Source organism: Corynebacterium sp. HMSC04H06 (assembly GCF_001815935.1).
Taxonomy (GTDB): domain Bacteria; phylum Actinomycetota; class Actinomycetes; order Mycobacteriales; family Mycobacteriaceae; genus Corynebacterium.
Genome location: NZ_KV823444.1, coordinates 1 through 17278, shown reverse-complemented (window position 1 = coordinate 17278; position 17278 = coordinate 1). Strand labels below are relative to the sequence as shown.

The following is a 17278-nucleotide window of genomic DNA, read 5'->3' as shown; positions in this document are numbered from 1 at the left end:
ATGAGCGTGTCTAAAGACAACGTCATCTACGCCAACTTCGGCACCCGCAAGCGCGTGACCACGGCGGAGGAGACCAACAAGGTAACCCGCAGCGGGGCTACCGGGCCTGTGCTCTCCCCGGCCGCCCAGCGCGTCTGGTCCGTCATCAGCAAGGCCACCGACGACGGCCGGCTCACCCGCGGGCGCCAGTACGCGCGCGCCGGGCACGTGGTGGGCCTCGACGTGCGCAACGGCGCCATCCACGGCCGCGTCGCCGGCTCCCAAAACGAGCCCTTCACGGTCCTGATGCAGCTGCCGTACCGCTCCAACGACGACCTAGCGCGCATCAACGAGCTGCTGGCGCGCACCCCGAACGCCCTGCGCAACGCCCACGAGGGCCACTTAAGCGAAGAGGTCCTCGACCTGCTCTTCGCCCCCACGGCCGACGACCTGCGGCTGAGCTGCTCCTGCCCGGATTCCACCCCGGTCTGCAAGCACGTGGTGGCCGTGGCAGATCGCCTGGCCAGCCGTATCGACGCCGACGCGTCGGTGGTCTTTGCCTTCCGCGGCCTGAATTTCCTGACCCTGGAGCAAGCGGTCTTGGAGGAGTCGCAGGCCGCGTCCCAGGATGCCTTGGCTAACGATGCCGGCTTGACCAACGACGAGCGCAACGACCTGTTCTGGAAGGGGCGACAGCTGCCGGACCTGCCGCGGCCCAAGGTCGCACCGGCACTGGAGGATTCCGACCCGGATCTACTGCGCAAGGCCATGCGGGCGGTCTCGCACACCAACGTGGATTTGCTGCGCTCGCTCTCCGATATCGAGGACATGTACCACCACCTGACCACCCGCTAGCTTCTTTAAACGGGTGTTCGATAGTAGCTTCGGGCGTGTGTCCGGTGGCTGTGTTAGACATGGGGTATGACTTCAACGACGTTCATCCACACCTCCGACCTGCAGATCGGGATGGAGCGTGGCTTCTTAGGCAGCGACGGCCAGGCGCGTTTCAACGCGGCCCGGCTGGCCAGCATTGACAAATTGGGCGAGCTCGCCGCCGAGGTAGGCGCGGACTTCATCGTGGTGGCCGGGGACGTCTTCGAACACAACTCGCTCTCGCCCCAGACCACCGGGCGCGCCCGGGAGGCGCTTGCCCACCTGGATGTTCCGGTCTACCTGCTGCCCGGCAACCACGACCCGCTGGTTGCGGACTCCATCTTCTTCCGCACCCAGGCTGAGGGGATCCACGTCATTGGGGACTCGGAGCCCATCCCAGTCGCGGACGGCGTCGAACTGGTCGGCGCCCCGTACCTGTCGAAGCGCTCCAACCATGACCTGGTGGCGGCCGCCCTCGAGCCGCTGGAGCCCATCGAGACGATCCGCGTGGCCGTCGGCCACGGGCAGGTCGAATCCCGCACGTCAGAGGATGACGCAGAGCTGATCGACTTAAGCCTGGTCGAGGACAAGATCCGCGCCGGGGCCATCGACTATCTCGCGCTGGGGGACACCCACTCGGCCATGCCGCTGGGCAGCACCGGGGCGGTGTGGTTTTCCGGGGCTCCGGAGACTACCGCCTTCCACGAGGTGGACAAAGACGCCGGCGAGAACAACTCCGGCAAGGCCCTGGCCGTGACCATCGAGAAGACCGCCGCGGGCAATGCCTCGGTGACGGTGGAGCAGCACCAGCTGGGCGAGTGGCGCTTCGAGGCCCTTAGCGCCGAGCTGGCCACCAGCCAGGACGTGGACCACTTCATCGAGAAATTGAAGGCCTACCCGCACAAGGACCGCACCGTCATCAAGTATGGCCTGCAGGGGACCCTGGGTATCCACGACACCCAGCGCCTGCAGCACGAGTTGGAGGCACTGGAGCCGGTCTTCGCTGACCTGCGCGAACGCGGCCGGACCATGGATCTGCACCTCGCCCCGTCCGAGGACGAGCTCGCGGACCTGGACTTGAGCGGCTATGCGGCCGGGGCGCTGGAAGAAATCATTGCGGACATGGACGCGGACCCGGTGGCCCGGGACGCGGCGAATTTGTTGTTCCGGCTTTCCTCGCCGGGCGCGCGGAAAGGGGCTAAGTAATGCGGATCCATTCGCTCGAGCTGCGCAATGTGCGCGCCATTGAACACCTCAAGCTGGAAGACCTGCCCGACCACGGCGTGGTGGTCATCCACGGCGACAATGAGGCCGGCAAGTCCACCCTGGTCGAGGCCATCGACGTGGTCCTCAAACTGGCACACAGCTCCCACGCAAAGAAGACGGTGGGCGTCCTACGCCCGGTGGGCAAGGACATCTCGCCCGAAATCACCTTGGAGGCGACCGTGGGGCCGTACCGCTTCCGGATCTTCAAGCGGTGGTTTAGTAAGCAGGCCGCGGAGCTGACCGTCTTCGTGCCGCGCCCGGAAAACCACACCGGCCGCGCCGCCGATAAGCGCCTCGAAGAAATTCTGGACGAGCACCTAGACCAGGATCTCGTGAAAGCCCTGTTCCTCAAGCAGGACGACCTCGGCGCGGCGGTCGAGGCTGTCGGCATCCCCTCGCTGCGCAACGCCCTGGAGCAAAGCTCCGGCAGCCAGGTCCTTGGGGAGGGGCAGGATTCCGGCCTCATGGACAAGGTTGAGGAGGAATACCAGCGGTATTTCACCGGCAAGAAGGGCGAGCCGACCGGCGAGTACAAGCGCGCGGCCACCGAGCTATCGGCCGCCCAGGACGCGGCCGAGCAGGCGGGCAAGGAGCTCGCGGAGCTGGAAGGCTACGTCCGTGACTACGAGCGGGCGGTCGACCAGCGCGAGCAGGCCGCCCAAGAACAGGACCCGGCCCGTGCGGAGCTGGAGCAACGCACCGCGGAGCTGAACGCGGCGCACCAGGCCCAGGACGCCTTCGCGGCCCGGGAACAGGACTTCAACCAGGCCCAGGAGGCCGAGGAGCGAGCCCAGGAGGATCTGCGCGGCCGCCAGGATCTGATCGCGGAGATTGAGAGCAACCACAAGCAGCTCGCCGCGGCGCAGGAAGAACTCGCCCCGGTGGCCGAGCAGGCCGCGGCTGCCGACGAACGCCTCAAGACCGCCCGGGAGCAGTCGGCGGAGTATGCCAAGGCGCTGGCCGAGGCGCGCCAGCAGCGCAAGGACGCCGCTGCCGAGCACAAACGGGTGGTAGACAGCGAGCGGCTGGCCAAGCTGGGTAAGCAGTTGGGCCGGATCGATGGGGTTGCCGAGCAGCTGGACGCGCTGCGCCAAGACATCGCCGCGCGCGGCCACGCCGTGACCGAGGCGGAACTGGCTGACGTGGAGCAGTTGTCCCAGGACGTCCAGCTGCACCGGCGCCTGCGGGAGGCCGCGCAGTCGAAGCTGTTTTTCCGCTCCGAGTCCGGCGCGGACACGGAGATTACCGTCGACTGTCAGTCGCAGACCGTGGCGGCCGGGGCCGAGGAACTCGAGGTTCCCGTCGAGGACGGCACGGAGCTGATCATCGGCGCCCTGCGGGCCCGGTTTGCCGCCGGGCAGCAGGGGACTGCCGCGCGTTCAGCGCGGGAGGAATACGAGCACGCGCAGCGCCGGCTTGCGGACCTACTGGAGGCGCTAGGCTGCGACAGCGTGGAGGCGGCCCGCGCGCTGCGTGAGCACCAGGCCGAGCAGGACCGTGCGGCCGAGCGGCTGCGTCACGAGATGGACACGCTGGCCGCCGGCGAAGACGTGGAGCAACTGCGAGCCGAGCACCGCGCGCTGAGCGAAGCCCTGACGGACGTGGACACCGCGGACCTGGTGGATGCCGCAACTGCCTCGGCCGCGCTGGCTGCCGCTGAGGAGGCGGAAGAGAAGGCCCAGAAGGCGCAAGAGGACGCCGCCGCGGCGGTAGCGCGCGAGGAAGAGCTTAACCTCTCGGAGACGCTCATGCGCCACCAGGTCACGGTGGAAAGCCTGCGCGACGCCGTCGCCCGGGCCGAGCAGTCCCTGGCCCGGGCACGCGAGCACCGCAGCGACGACGAGCTGGACCAGGCGCTTGCCGTGGTCTCCGAACGGCTGACGGCGGCCCACGACGCGCGGGAGCAAGCGCGGGCGGCCTTGGACGCGGCGGATCCGGAACGCGCGGAGCAGCTGCACGCGGGCGCGCAGGCGCACCTGAAGTCGCTGGAGGACGCCTGGTCGCAAGCCGACCGGACCATCGCCACGCTCACCGGATATATCGAGCGGGACCAAGGTAGTGCCGAGCGCGCGGAGAAGGCCCAAGCCGAGGTCGAGAACGCCCGCAACCGTTACGACTCCCTGGACCGGCGCGCGCAGGCTGTGAAGTACCTGCGCGCGGTGCTCCTGCGCCACCGCGAGGAGGCCCGCCGCAAGTACTCGGCGCCGTTCGCCGACCGCCTGGGCCGGCTGGCCCGCCGGGTCTACGGCGGCGAAGTCGAATTCCAGCTGAACGAAAACCTCGAGGTCACCCAGCGCACCCAGGACGACGTCACCATCAACCTCAACGAGCTGTCCGGCGGCGCCCGGGAGCAGCTAGCTATCCTGACCCGGTTTGCCATCGCGGAGCTGGTGGAGGAGTCCGCCGGCGGTGGGGAAGAGGGCGGTGCTAGGCCGGTGCCGGTGGTCATCGACGACGCGCTGGGCTCGACCGACTCCGAGCGCATCCGGCTGATGTCCACGCTGTTTAGCGAGGTGGGCAAGCGCTCCCAGGTCATCGTGCTGACCTGCATGCCGCAGCGCTACTCGCGCGTGCCAGGAAGGGTGGCCCTGGACATCGAAGATCTCAAGCGGGCGGACTAGGGCAATGACGCAGCCCGGGCAGGACCAGTCGGAGGCAGCTGCGCGGCAGACTGTCTTCTCCGGCTGGCTAAGCCCGGAGCAGGAGCGCCTGTGGGAGCTTTTAAACTCCGCGGCCCAGCAGGTTGAGGCGAAGCTTGACCAGGCGCTGGAATCCTGCGGCACGCTCACCCAGACTGAGTTCCACCTTTTGGCGGCGCTGTTTCAAGCGCCCGGGTATACGCTGCGCCTGAAGGATCTGAGCGAGGTCCTCGGCTGGGCACACGCTCGGGTCTCGCGCCAGATTAGCCGGATGTCGCGGCGCGGCCTGGTCAGCAAGTCGACCGATGGGAGCGACCGGCGGGCGGTGCGGGCCCGGATGACGGAGGCCGGAAAGGAGGAGCTGGGGCGCGCCGTGCCGGCCTATACCGCGCAGCTGCAGCGCACGGTTTTCGACGGGCTCACGCCCCGCGAGGCCGGCCTTGTGGGGCGGGTGGCGGCGGAGGTGGCCGGAGAAGACCCCGGGGAAGCCGCGGTAGCGAGCTGTTAACTAGCGCGTGGGATAGGGTACGTTGAGTCTATGACTAAGCAAACGCGTTGGCTTGACGATGACGAGCAGGACCTCTGGCGAATGCTCCTCGACTCCATGCGGAAGATCGACCGCGGCATGGAGGATTCCCTGCTCTACGGCAGCGACCTCTCCCTCGCGGATTTCTCCATCCTGGTTCCGCTCTCCGAGGCCGACGGCCAGGCGCTGCGGCTGCGCGACCTGTGCAAGAACCTGGGTTGGGACCGCTCCCGCGCCTCCCACCAGGTCAACCGGATGCTGAAGCGTGGCCTGGTCACCAAGGGCAAGTGCGCTGGCGATGCCCGCGGAGTGCTCATCGAGCTCACCAACGAGGGGCGCCGCCGCCTGGAGCGCGCCGCTCCGGCCCACGTGGAATCCGTCCGCCGCCTGGTCTTTGATCATTTATCGGACGCGGACCGCGCGGGGCTGCGGCGTTTTTGCGAGGGCGTGCTCGCCGTGGACAACATCCCCGGCCAACCCGGCTTCGTCCCCGATGCCCGCCTGGGCGAGAAGGTAGAGTAAGGGCCATGATGGGCCAAGAGTTGTTCGAGCAACCGCACAAGCAATACGAGCAGTACCACCTCACCGCCTTCCCGGAAGAATCCGCCGCCCTGGGCGATCCGGAACACTTCCCAGACGGGGAGCCGACCGCCGAGCAGGCTGAGATCATGGAAAAGCTGCTTGAGGCGCACCCCGATAAGGCCCTGACCTTCGACGCGGCGACGGGCCTGTGGATCGCCGGCGCGGAGGCAGACGTCGAGGCGCTGTTTAACGCGCGGGAGGAATTCGTCGCCGCCCTCGAGGAAGGCATCGACCCTGAGGCCTAGCCTATAGGGGTGTAGCTGCCCGGAGGGCGGAGTCGAAACTAGTACGTAGATACTGCTAAGATAGCGGTTGAATCGGGCCGGTCACGGCCAGTGGAGTCGAAAGGAAGCGAAGTAATGACTTCTCGTTTGGAGCAGGAAAAGCGCGAGGCAGAAGCTCGCGACCGCGGTGACGGCGTCGGCAAGGTCATCCTGGAGTGGATCCCGATGGGCATCATCATGGTCGTCGTGATGGGCCTGCTGATGACCGGGATGCTCGCCCTGGAGTCGGGCCCCATGGATCTCTTCTAATCCCGCTTTAGTTTCTGCACGCTCCCTGACCACGGTGGTCGGGGAGCGTTTTGTCTGCGCGGTGTTAGATTGGAAGCTATGAATACTAAGTCAGCAGACGTAGAGATTCGGCCCGCGCGCGAGGACGAGCTTCCCGCTGCCATCGAGGTGCTCGCCCACACCTTCGCCCAGGACCGCGCGGTGCGCTCCATCATGGCGCACACCGGCGGCCAGCACAACAACGTGGATTTCGCGCGCGCCATTTATGAAATCCAGGTCTACGGCCACTATTTCCCCAAAGGGGAGGTCGACCTGGCCATTGACGACGGCGAAATCGTCGGCGTGGGCCTGTGGGCACGGCCGAATAAGCAGATGTCGACGCCCAAGTTCATGGCGCTGCTGCCGAAGTACATCAACCTGTTTCGCCGCGCGGTGCCGTTCGTGGCCCGGCGGGAGGCGCGCACCGCCAACGCCCACCCGGGGTTCGCCCATTGGTACCTCTTTGCCATCGCGGTGAGCTCCCGCGTCCAGGGCAAGGGGATTGGCTCGACGATGCTCAAGCACGGCCTGCGCCGCGCCGGCGATGCCCCGGTCTACCTGGAGGCATCCACGCCGAAGTCCGCGGCTCTGTACCGCTCGCTGGGCTTCGTGGAGCTCGGCCCGATCGAGGTCGCCGGCGACAAGCTCGCCGATCCGCCGGAGATCGCCATGTGGCGGCCTACCCCGCGCGACGACGACTAGCCGCAACAAAAGGGCCCGCACCCAGAGCTTCTTGCTGGGTGCGGGCATTCTTTGTGGTGTCCCCGACAGGGATCGAACCTGCGACCTTCGGTACCGGAAACCGATGCTCTAATCCGCTGAGCTACGGAGACATATTCACCATTGCCGTCTCTTGGAACGACAATGATGAAATTCTAACCCATCGGGCCAGTCAGTGTTAAATCAGCCCCGGTGCTTCGTTAACGTCGCTGGTTCCGGTGCGCAGATAGTCCACCACGATCTCGTCGACAGCAGCGTTGCCGGACGCGACGTGGCCGTGGCCCGGGCCATGGACGGTCACGACGTGGGAGCCCATCTGGCGGGCCATATCGGCGTGGAACTGGTACGGGGTCTGCGGGTCGCCGGTGGCGTTGATCTGCAGCGGGCGGTGCTCCAGCTCGGCGCCGCTCAGCGCTGGGACGGAGGTCACCGGGCCTCGGCCATTGCAGGCGATCCCCGCCCCGTACACGGAATTGAACATCGTGAACGGGTCCTGGGTGACATAGGTCGACCACACATACGATGGGACCAGGCCCGGGTTGGCTGGGAAAGAGTTCTCGTTGCACAGGATGAGGTTCTGCATGGCCTGGGCCTGGGTTTGTGCCTCGAGAGCCTTGCGGGCCTGCTCCGGGTCCTGGGGCCCGCCCAGGTCCTCGATGCCGGCGATGTGCTTAGCCAGCGCCTCCCAGCTGCCCGCCGAAGGCACGAGTAGGCGGGTGAGCATCAGGGTATTCGAGTTGGTCTGGGAGGCCTGCGGGTTGCGGATCTTGTCACCCCGGAATTCGGCCTGGACGCGCAGCTCACCGGTCGCAGTCATGATGTTGGCCGCCGGCTGGCTGGAAAACTCCAGCCCCGGGGGTAGGTCGCCGATCTTGGCGTCCGGCGGCAGCACCGTCGGGCGCACGCCGGCTTCGCGGGCTACCTTGCGCGACCACGCCTCGTAGGCCTTGAGGGGAGTGGTGCCCAGGTGGTAGGTGGCATCGTTAGCCGCGACGTAGTCGAAGAAATCGTGCAGCGCGTTCTCGTAGCCGGCCTGCTGGTCGGCCAGGGTGCCGTTCCACGCGCGGGCGGGGCTCATGGCCGAGTCCAGCACGACCTTGTCGGTGTGCTGCGGGTAGAAGGAGGCGTAGGTAGAGCCCAGCAAGGTCCCGTAGCTAAGCCCCATGATGGAAATCCGGTCCTCGCCCAGGGCCTGGCGCACCATTTCCCAGTCGCGGGCGGTGTTTTCGGTGGTCAGCGAGTTGGTGTAGCCGGGCGTGGACTTCTCGCAAGAGTTGCGGATATAGGCGCCGGCGCGGGTGGCGGCGTCGAAGTCGTTGCCGCCCGGCTGGGTGCACTCCACCGGGGTGGAGCCGGGCAGGCCGCGCGGCTGGACCGCTACGCGGTCCCACTCGTTGACAATGCCCTCGGGCCAGGTGAACTGCTCACTGCCGAAGTAGGAGTAGCCGTCCCCGCCCGGTCCGCCCGGGTTGCCGAAGAGCACGCCGCGCTTGGCCTGCGGGTTGGCGGCCGGCACGCGCAGGAAGCCGACGCTGATGGTGCCGGCCGACGGGTTGTCGTAGTACGTGGGGACCTCAATGCGGCCGCACTCAGCGTTGTCCTCGGTGACCTGCTCGGGGCAGTCCTCCCACTGGATCTGCGGGGCGGCGTTCTGGGGCTCGTGGGCTACCGCCGGGCCGGCGGCGAGGCTGCAGGCCACCCCGAGCGCTGCCAGGACGGAAACAGTGGCCCGGGCCGGGCGATTCTGAGAAGGTCGTAGCACCTGATTCTCCTAGGAACTGAGTCAGTAAAGAAAATGAAAATAGAAAATAACGGAAACCGTAGGGTCTGAGCGTTTTTACACTATCGCCGCCTCCCACGCACTGCACGTTTGCTCAACAAAAAGGGGGCCGGCGGGTGCCCTAGGGCGCCACAACTGACAACTTTGGCACCGCCGGCCCCACGGGGGCGGCTAAGCGCTACTTCACGATGACGACGATCAGGTCGCGCGGCCCGTGCACGCCCTCCACGCGGGAGAGCTCGATATCGGAGGTCGCCGAGGGGCCCGAAATCCAGGTCGCCGGGTGCTCCGGGTTCATGCGGGAGACCATCTCCGGCACGCCGTAGACGATGTTTTCCTGGCGGACGATGCACACGTGGCGGTCCGGGACCAGGGTCAGCGCGCGGCGGCCGTTGGTCTCACCGGCCTCGAGGGAGATCGTGCCGGTCTGGGCGGCGGTGACGTGGGATTCCGTGACGACGGCGTCGACCTCGTTGAGCGTGCGCGGGTTGACGTCGTTGGAGTCCGGCTTGGCCTCCCCGTCGAACTGGGCGAAAAGCTCAGTGTCCATGCCCGGCGCGTAGCGGATGTCGTGGCAGTCCTTGTCCACCAGGATCTTCGCCAGGGTGGCCGGCAGCTCCGCGGCGTCGGTGACGTGCACGTCGGCCTTGTAGTCCACCAGGCGGTCCACCAGCAGGTCGCGCAGCTCATCCGGGGCGACCTCACGGTCGCGCTGGTAATCGCGCGGGACGTCCACGTGGTCGGCCAGGCCCGCGGACTTCTGCGCGGAGCGGATGCGGGACAGGATTTCCTTCTTGGCTGCGCGGGATTGTTCAGCGGTACGGGTCATGACTTACTTCTCCTTCTCAGAGCCCTGGTCCGGGGACTGGACAGCGGCGGAGGGCAGGCCCTCCTCGCGGGCCTGTGCGAGCAGGTCGCGGGCCTCGTCGGATTCGAACCACTGGCGGAAGGATTTCTTCGGCGGCACGGCGGTGTCGCGGCCTTCCGACCAGCCGGACATGAACAGCGGCAGGCTGTCGATGGTGCCGTTGAAGCCGCCCAGCACGCGGCCGAAGGCGACCAGGCGGGTCAGCGTGTTCCAGACTTTCGGCTTGGCCCAGACGAACTCCACCAGGTCGAAGAGCTTGGACTCGACCGGCGGGGTGGCGTGGGTGACCTTCTGGTAGCGATTTTCCAGGATGACCTGGGACAGCGGGATCTTGACCGGGCAGACCTCGTCGCAGCGCCCGCACAGGGAGCAGGCGTACGGCAGGGAGGCTGACGGGTCGTGGTGGTCCTTCATACCGGTCAGCTGCGGGGTCAGGGAGATACCGATCGGGCCCGGGTAGACCGAGCCGTAGGCGTGGCCGCCGGCGCGCTCGTAGACCGGGCAGACATTCAGGCAGGCCGAGCAGCGGATGCACTTGAGCGCCTGGGAGCCCACTGGGTTCGACAGGGCAGCGGTGCGGCCGTTGTCCAGCAGGACCAGGTGGAAGTTCTGCGGGCCGTCGCCCTCGGTCACGCCCGTCCACATCGAGGTGTACGGGTTCATGCGCTCGGCGGTGGAAGAGCGCGGCAGCAGCTGGAGGAAGACCTCGAGGTCCTGGAAGGTCGGTACTAGCTTCTCGATGCCCATGACCGTAATCAGGGTCTCCGGCAGGGTCACGCACATGCGGCCGTTGCCCTCGGACTCGACGATGTTGATAACGCCGTTTTCGGCCACGCCGAAGTTCGCGCCGGAGATGGCCACCTTGGCCTTCATGAATTGCTCGCGCAGGAACTTGCGGGAAGCCTCGGCCAGCTCCGGCGGGTTGGCCTGCAGGGACTCGTCCGTGTTCGGCATCTGCCGGACGAAGATGTCGCGGATCTCGGCGCGGTTGCGGTGGATGGCCGGGACCAGGATGTGGGAGGGCTTGTCCTCGCCCAGCTGGACGATGAGCTCGGCTAGGTCGGTCTCGCGGGCGCTGATGCCGGCCTCTTCGAGGTGCTCGTTCAGGCCGATCTCCTGGGTGGCCATGGACTTGACCTTGACCACGTCGGTCTCACCCGTGTCCTGGATGAGCTGCGTGATGATCTCGTTGGCTTCCTTGGCGTCGCGGGCCCAGTGGACGATGCCGCCGCGGGCAGTCACTGCCTCTTCGAACTGCTCCAGCAGCTCCGGCATGCGGGCGGCGACGTCCTCCTTGAGTGCGGAGCCGGCCGAGCGCAGCTGCTCCCAGTCTGGGGTTTCCTCCACGGCGTGGGCGCGCTTGTTGCGGATGGTGGTGGTGGCATGCTCCAGGTTGCGGCGCTGAGTGGCGTTGTTCAGGCCGTCGTGAGCGGCGGCGACGAAGCCGCGGTCGCCGCGCAGGTTGCCATAGTTTTCGGGGGCACGGGGCGGGGTAGTGTCGGTGAAAACAGCCATTAGAGCATCTTCTCCTTCGGGTAAGCTGCGGACTTCGGCGTCCAGGGGTGTTCCTTGGTCGAGGCGAGGATCTCCGCCATGTGCACGGCGCGGATGCCGGCCTGCTGGCGCGAGAGGGCGCCGGCGATGTTCATCAGGCAGGAGGAGTCGCCGCCGGTGACGTACTCGGCGCGGGTGTCCTTGATGTGGCGGGTCTTGTCCGTGACCATGGCCTGGGAGACCTCGGGGTTCTTCAGCGAGAAGGTGCCGCCGAAGCCGCAGCATTCCTCTGCGTTTTCCAGCGGGACCAGCTCCATGCCCTCGACGTTCTTGAGCAGCTGGTAGGGGCGGTCCGCCAGCTTCAAAAAGCGCAGGCCGTGGCAGGAAGAGTGGTAGGTCACCCGGTGCGGGAAGAAGGCACCCAGCTGGGTGGTCTGGGCGATGTCGACGAGAAACTCCGGCAGGTCGTAGGTCTTGTCGGCGGCCTTCTTGGCGCCGTCCACGTCGGCCTTGCTGCCGAAGCGGTCGGCGATCTTGACGTGCTGCTCGCGCACCGCGCCCACGCAGGATCCGGAGGCGGAGACCACGTAGTCGATGGAAGGATCGGCGAAGGCGTCCGCGTAGGTGCGGATCATGCCCAGCGTTTCTTCCTGGTAACCGGTGTTGACGTGCATCTGCCCGCAACAGGTCTGTTCCTCTGGGAAGACCACCTCGTGGCCCAAGCGGGAAAGGATGAGGGCAGTGGCTTTGTGAGCGTCCGGAAAAAGGGCGTCGCCAATGCACGTGGAAAACAATGCTATTCGCATCGATTAGGCTCCTTGGTTTAGCGGGATCTTAAGGGGACTCTCGGAAAGTGAGGCTCCTAGAAATTTCACGGGGGTATGAAGTAAATATTAGCGCGAATCCCGTATTTAATCACCCCCAAAAATGACGATGACCTGCGGATATTTCGAAACATTAATGTTGCGAAAATGGTCCGCAGGTCATGCGCCTGCCCCGCGCGCTGGGCGCGGGTTTTCCGGCCCAGGCGGGTTGGGGGTATCCGGGGTTATCAGGGGTGTCTAAGGAAAGCCTTAGGGGACTAGCCCTCGGGACTGGTTAGGGCACCAGGAAGCCGAGAACGTTGGTCATCAGGAAGACGATGACGCACACGACGGCCAGGAAGGCCAGCGAATAGGCCACCACGTTCTTGAGGATGACGGACTCCTTGCCCTCCATCTTGACGGCGGTGGCCGCAATCGCCAGCGACTGCGGGGAGATCATCTTGCCGACTACGCCGCCGGAGGTGTTGGCGGCCAGCATCAGGTCCGGGTTGACGTGGATGCGCTCGGCGGCGGCGACCTGCAGGTTGGCGAACAGGGCGTTGGCCGAGGTGTCCGAGCCGGTCACGGCGGTACCGATCCAGCCGAGCACCGGGGAGAACAACGCGAAGATGCCGCCGGCCGAGGAGACAAACTCACCAATGGTGATGGTCTGGCCGGAGTAGTTCATGGTGTAGGCCAGCGCCAGGACCAATATGATGGTCAGGGCGGAGAACTTCATACGGGAAACGACGTCCCCGAAAGCCTTCACCGGCTGGCCGAAGCTCAGCTTGTAGCGACCGTTCTCGTTGAAGAAGTGGTAGATGATCGTGACGATGATGCCGGAAATCAGCAGCAGCGTGCCGGGATTGCCGAAGACATTGAAGCTGAAGCTGGTGTCCATGACGTTGCCGGTCGCGTCCACGATCGTCCCGTCCAGGAAGGGCCAGCCGGTATTGATGACCCAGAAGCCGAACAGGGCCGGGATGGTGGTTGCCACGGCGAAGACCGCGGTGACCACGGCGTAGGGCAGCAGGGCCATCCAGATGCGGCGGCCGGTGAGATCGCTGGTGCCGTCCTGGGCGGGCAGCTCCATGCGCTCGCGCAGGGCGGCCACGCCCTTGGGCTTCCAGACGCGCAGGAAGGCGAAGGCGCAGCCCAGGGAGACAATGCAGGCGATGACGTTGGTCAGCTGGTAGGCGAAGAAGGTCGCGGCGAGCCACTGGGCCACGGCGAAGGAAATGCCGATGACGGCGGCCGCCGGAGCGGTCTCCTTCACGCCGCGCACCCCGTCTAGGATGAACGCGATGAGGAAGGGCACGGTGGCGGCGATGACCAGCACCTGCAGCGAAATCAGCGCGGCGATGTCGTGGGTCTGCTCCAAGGTACGGCCGCCGACCTCGCCAGCGGTCGTCACCGGGATGCCCACGGCGCCGAAGGCCACGGGCGCGGTGTTAGCGATAAGGACCACGGTCGCAGCGCGCAGCGGCTTGACACCGAGCGCCATGATCATGGTGGCGGTAATGGCTACCGGGGCGCCGAAGCCAGCCAAGGCCTCCAGCAGGCCACCGAAGCAGAAGGCGATGAGGATGGCCTGGATGCGGATATCGCCGTCGCCGAGCAGGTCGAAGGTCTTGCGCAGATCCTCAAACCGGCCGGAGGCCACGGTAATTTCGTAGAACCAGATGGCGGTGATAATGACCCAGACGATGGGCAGCAGGCCAAAGAGGCCGCCGCGGACGGCGGACGAGAGGGCCATGTCGATGGGCATCGCGAAGCCCACGATGGCGATCACTAGGGAAGTCAGCAGTGCGACCGCGCCGGAGGTGTGGGCACGGGCCTTGAAGCCCAGCAACATAATGAAAAAGGCGATGAGCGGCAGGGTGGCCACGAGCGCGGTGAGCCCGAGGCTGTCCCCGATCGCTGAGGTGTTGATCTCAAACAAGATGCGTCCTCGAATTCTCCAGATAGGGAGGCCCCGACTATTCGGGGCTCAGCAGGTAGTACACGGTCCTCATTGTGGTTAGTCGGGGATAAACCGACTTAGAAACTCACACTGAGTTAAGAAAAGCATAGCGCGGACCTGTGCGTTGGCAGACCATTTCGATCTGCTTATGGGGTATCTCATGCACTAGCGGGGTTAGTGCGGTAGTCAAACGGGATATTCGATAGAGTTTAGGGTTATGACTCCGGCAGAACTGGCACAACTGATTAAGGACACCGCAACCGACGTGTTGGCGGAACACGACCTGGATATCTCCGTTATCCCCGAGACCGTGACCGTGGAGCGCCCGCGCAACCCGGAACACGGCGATTACGCGACCAACCTGGCGCTGCAGGTCGCTAAGAAGGCGGGCACCCAGCCGCGCGAGCTGGCCACCTGGCTGGCCGTCGCGTTGGACGAGCAGGACGCGATCGCGGAGACCGACGTCGCTGGCCCAGGCTTTTTGAACATCCGCCTGGCCGCCGCCGCCCAAGGCGACGTGGTGGGCAAGATCCGCGAGGCCGGTTCCGACTTCGGCAAGAACACCACCTTTGCCGGGCAGAAGATCAACCTGGAGTTCGTCTCCGCGAACCCGACCGGGCCCATCCACCTCGGGGGCACCCGGTGGGCGGCCGTCGGTGACTCCCTGGGCCGCGTGCTGGAGGCCAGCGGCGCGGAAGTCACCCGCGAGTACTACTTCAACGACCACGGCGGCCAGATCGACCGCTTCGCCCGCTCCTTGGTGGCGGCCGCCCAGGGCGAGCCCACCCCGGAGGACGGCTACGGCGGGGCTTATATCCAGGACATCGCCAGCGCGGTGCTGGAGAAGAACCCGTCCGCCCTGGACGGCTCCCCGGAGCAGGTGCAGGAAGCCTTCCGCGCTGACGGCGTGGACATGATGTTCGCCCAGATCAAGCAGTCCCTGCACGAATTCGGCGTGGACTTCGACGTCTACTTCCACGAGAACTCACTGTTCGAGTCCGGCGCGGTCGAGCGCGCCCTGGACCAGCTCAAGGCCCAAGGCGAGCTCTACGAGGCGGATAACGCCTGGTGGCTGAAATCCACCGACTACGGAGACTCCAAGGACCGCGTGGTCGTCAAGTCCGACGGCAACGCCGCCTACATCGCCGGCGATATCGCCTACGTCGCGGACAAATTCGACCGTGGCCACACCCTGAACATCTACATGCTCGGCGCCGACCACCACGGCTACGTGCCGCGCCTGAAGGCCGCCGCCGCGGCCCTGGGCTATGACGCCGACGCGGTCGAGGTCCTCATCGGCCAGATGGTCAACCTGCTGCGCGACGGCAAGCCGGTGCGCATGTCCAAGCGCGCGGGCACCGTCATCACGCTGGAGGACCTGGTGGCCGCCATCGGCGTGGACGCCGCCCGCTACTCGCTGGTGCGCTCGTCCGTGGACCAGTCCATCGACATCGACCTGGGCCTGTGGCAGTCCCAGTCCTCCGATAACCCGGTCTACTACGTGCAGTACGGGCACGCGCGCCTGTGCTCCCTGGCGCGCAAGGCGGCCGAGGCCGGCGTGACCGCCGACGGCGCGGACCTGTCCCTTCTGACCCACGACCGCGAGGGTGACCTCATCCGCACCCTGGGTGAGTTCCCCGCCGTGGTGGCCGAGGCCGCGCAGCTGCGCGAGCCGCACCGTATCGCCCGCTACGCCGAGGAGCTGGCCGCCAGCTTCCACCGCTTCTACGACCAGTGTCAGGTCCTGCCCAAGGCCGGCGAGGAGGCCCAGCCGGTGCACTCGGCCCGCTTCGCGCTTTCCGATGCCGCCCGCACCACCCTGGCCAACGCCCTGACCATGGTGGGCGTGACCGCCCCGGAGCGGATGTAATGGCCGATTTCAACGATCTGCCGGCGCATGTGTGGCCCCGCAACGCCCAGCGCGAGGAAGACGGTGTGGTCACCGTCGCCGGGGTCCCCGTGCCTGACCTGGTGGAAGAGTACGGCTCGCCGCTTTACGTCTTCGACGAGGACGACTTTCGCTCCCGCTGCCGAGACATGGCCGCCGCCTTCGGCGGGCCCGCTCACGTCCATTACGCCTCCAAGGCCTTCATCTGCAAGAAGATCGTGCAGTGGGTCAACGAGGAGGGCCTGTGCTTGGACGTGGCCTCCCACAACGAGCTGCTCATCGCCCTGGCCGGCAACTTCCCGGCCGCGCGCATGACCGCCCACGGCAACAACAAGGGCCCGGGCTACCTGCGCGACTGCGTGGAACACGGGGTGGGCCACGTGGTGCTCGACAACACCGACGAGCTGGAGATGCTCAACCAGATCGCCGGCGAGTTGGGGCGCGTCCAGAAGGTGATGGTGCGCGTGAAGCCGGGCGTGGACGCCCACACCCACGAGTTCATCGCCACCTCCCACGAGGATCAGAAATTCGGCATCTCGCTGGCCACCGGCGCGGCTTTCGATGCCGCCCGCGCCTGCCTGGCCGCCGATAACCTCGAGCTGGTCGGCCTGCACTGCCACGTCGGTTCCCAGGTCTTCAACGCCGAGGGCTTCAAGCTGGCCGCCGAGCGCGTCATGGCGCTGTACTCGCGCATCCATACCGAGCTGGGTGTCACGTTGCCGGAGCTGGACCTGGGCGGCGGTTTCGGCATCCCGTACATGCCCTACGAAGAGGCCCTGGACGTGCGGGCTGTGGCCCACGATCTGCTCACCGCGGTCGGCGCCACGGCGGACGCGCTGGGGATTACCCCGCCCTTCGTCCTGGTCGAGCCGGGCCGTGCGCTGGTGGCCGGATCCGCCATCGCGGTCTACTCCGTGGGAACGGTCAAGGACGTGGAGACCGGCAAGCAGGAGCTGCCGCTGCGGCGTTATCTCTCCGTCGACGGCGGCATGAGCGACAACATCCGCCCGGCCATGTACGGCTCCGAGTACGACCTGCGGGTCATGGGCCGCTACACCGACGGCGTCGAGGTGCCTTCCCGCGTGGTGGGTTTCCATTGCGAATCCGGCGACATCCTGGTCGACGAGCGGGACCTGCCGGAGGACATCACCAGCGGCGACATCGTGGCGACGGCGGCCAGCGGCGCCTACCAGTACATGATGTCCTCGCGCTACAACGGCGCGGTGCGGCCCGCGGTGGTCGCCGTGCGCGCGGGGCAGGTAAAACCTATGCTGCGGCGCGAGACCTTAGCCGATTTGCTCTCGCTAGAGGTCGACTAGTTACCCCCGCCCGGGCGCCATTGAGGC

15 protein-coding genes and 1 tRNA gene are annotated in these 17278 nt (G+C 66.5%); 10 read left to right on the top strand and 6 right to left on the bottom strand.

Going from position 1 to position 17278, the window contains the following annotated elements; all coding sequences use genetic code 11:
• The 8 genes from HMPREF3067_RS08995 (at position 1) to HMPREF3067_RS08965 (ending at position 7118) form a co-directional block, all read left to right on the top strand.
• Positions 1 to 834, top strand: a complete 834-nt coding sequence (locus tag HMPREF3067_RS08995) for an SWIM zinc finger family protein (RefSeq protein ID WP_070769391.1) — start codon at positions 1 to 3, stop codon at positions 832 to 834.
• Between the two features lie 66 nt (positions 835 to 900).
• Positions 901 to 2058 carry a metallophosphoesterase family protein gene (locus HMPREF3067_RS08990; RefSeq protein WP_070769390.1) on the top strand — a complete coding sequence of 386 codons (1158 nt, stop codon included), beginning with the start codon at positions 901 to 903 and terminating at the stop codon, positions 2056 to 2058.
• On the top strand, positions 2058 to 4739 hold the full coding sequence (locus tag HMPREF3067_RS08985) for an AAA family ATPase (protein WP_070769389.1): 2682 nt from the start codon (positions 2058 to 2060) through the stop codon (positions 4737 to 4739). The genes HMPREF3067_RS08990 and HMPREF3067_RS08985 overlap by 1 nt, the downstream gene beginning before the upstream one ends.
• A gap of 4 nt (positions 4740 to 4743) precedes the next feature.
• Complete coding sequence (locus tag HMPREF3067_RS08980; RefSeq protein ID WP_070769388.1) at positions 4744 to 5265, top strand: MarR family winged helix-turn-helix transcriptional regulator; 522 nt, start codon at positions 4744 to 4746, stop codon at positions 5263 to 5265.
• Positions 5266 to 5295: 30 nt separating this feature from the next.
• Positions 5296 to 5805, top strand: a complete 510-nt coding sequence (locus HMPREF3067_RS08975) for a MarR family winged helix-turn-helix transcriptional regulator (protein WP_070769387.1) — start codon at positions 5296 to 5298, stop codon at positions 5803 to 5805.
• 5 nt (positions 5806 to 5810) lie between these two features.
• Entirely contained in the window at positions 5811 to 6110 is a 300-nt protein-coding gene (locus HMPREF3067_RS08970; protein ID WP_070769386.1) for a molecular chaperone GrpE, read from the top strand.
• Between the two features lie 114 nt (positions 6111 to 6224).
• Positions 6225 to 6398 carry a hypothetical protein gene (locus tag HMPREF3067_RS11390; RefSeq protein ID WP_168166965.1) on the top strand — a complete coding sequence of 58 codons (174 nt, stop codon included), beginning with the start codon at positions 6225 to 6227 and terminating at the stop codon, positions 6396 to 6398.
• 78 nt (positions 6399 to 6476) lie between these two features.
• A complete protein-coding gene (locus tag HMPREF3067_RS08965; protein WP_070769385.1) occupies positions 6477 to 7118 on the top strand; it encodes a GNAT family N-acetyltransferase in 642 nt (213 codons plus the stop codon).
• A 54-nt stretch (positions 7119 to 7172) separates the two neighbouring features.
• Here HMPREF3067_RS08965 and HMPREF3067_RS08960 read toward each other — a convergent pair.
• The 6 genes from HMPREF3067_RS08960 to HMPREF3067_RS08935 all read right to left on the bottom strand — a co-directional run bounded on the left by HMPREF3067_RS08960 (position 7173) and on the right by HMPREF3067_RS08935 (position 14023).
• A tRNA-Arg gene (locus HMPREF3067_RS08960) sits at positions 7173 to 7249 on the bottom strand.
• Between the two features lie 65 nt (positions 7250 to 7314).
• The gene (locus HMPREF3067_RS08955) at positions 7315 to 8898 is read right to left on the bottom strand and encodes an alpha/beta hydrolase (RefSeq protein ID WP_070769384.1); all 1584 of its coding nucleotides are present in this window, start codon (positions 8896 to 8898) and stop codon (positions 7315 to 7317) included.
• A 196-nt stretch (positions 8899 to 9094) separates the two neighbouring features.
• Positions 9095 to 9745 carry a LutC/YkgG family protein gene (locus HMPREF3067_RS08950; RefSeq protein ID WP_070769383.1) on the bottom strand — a complete coding sequence of 217 codons (651 nt, stop codon included), beginning with the start codon at positions 9743 to 9745 and terminating at the stop codon, positions 9095 to 9097.
• Between the two features lie 3 nt (positions 9746 to 9748).
• On the bottom strand, positions 9749 to 11299 hold the full coding sequence (locus tag HMPREF3067_RS08945) for a lactate utilization protein B (protein ID WP_070769382.1): 1551 nt from the start codon (positions 11297 to 11299) through the stop codon (positions 9749 to 9751).
• Positions 11299 to 12084: a (Fe-S)-binding protein gene (locus HMPREF3067_RS08940; protein WP_070769381.1), complete on the bottom strand. Its 786-nt coding sequence runs from the start codon at positions 12082 to 12084 to the stop codon at positions 11299 to 11301. Before HMPREF3067_RS08940 ends, HMPREF3067_RS08945 begins: the two co-directional genes overlap by 1 nt.
• Before the next feature lie 292 nt (positions 12085 to 12376).
• The gene (locus tag HMPREF3067_RS08935) at positions 12377 to 14023 is read right to left on the bottom strand and encodes an L-lactate permease (RefSeq protein WP_070769380.1); all 1647 of its coding nucleotides are present in this window, start codon (positions 14021 to 14023) and stop codon (positions 12377 to 12379) included.
• A 238-nt stretch (positions 14024 to 14261) separates the two neighbouring features.
• Here HMPREF3067_RS08935 and argS point away from each other — a divergent pair, with 238 nt between their 5' ends.
• Both argS and lysA read left to right on the top strand, forming a co-directional pair.
• Positions 14262 to 15914: an arginine--tRNA ligase gene (gene argS / locus HMPREF3067_RS08930; RefSeq protein ID WP_070769379.1), complete on the top strand. Its 1653-nt coding sequence runs from the start codon at positions 14262 to 14264 to the stop codon at positions 15912 to 15914.
• The gene (lysA, locus tag HMPREF3067_RS08925) at positions 15914 to 17251 is read left to right on the top strand and encodes a diaminopimelate decarboxylase (protein WP_070769378.1); all 1338 of its coding nucleotides are present in this window, start codon (positions 15914 to 15916) and stop codon (positions 17249 to 17251) included. The genes argS and lysA overlap by 1 nt, the downstream gene beginning before the upstream one ends.
• Positions 17252 to 17278 lie beyond the last annotated feature (27 nt).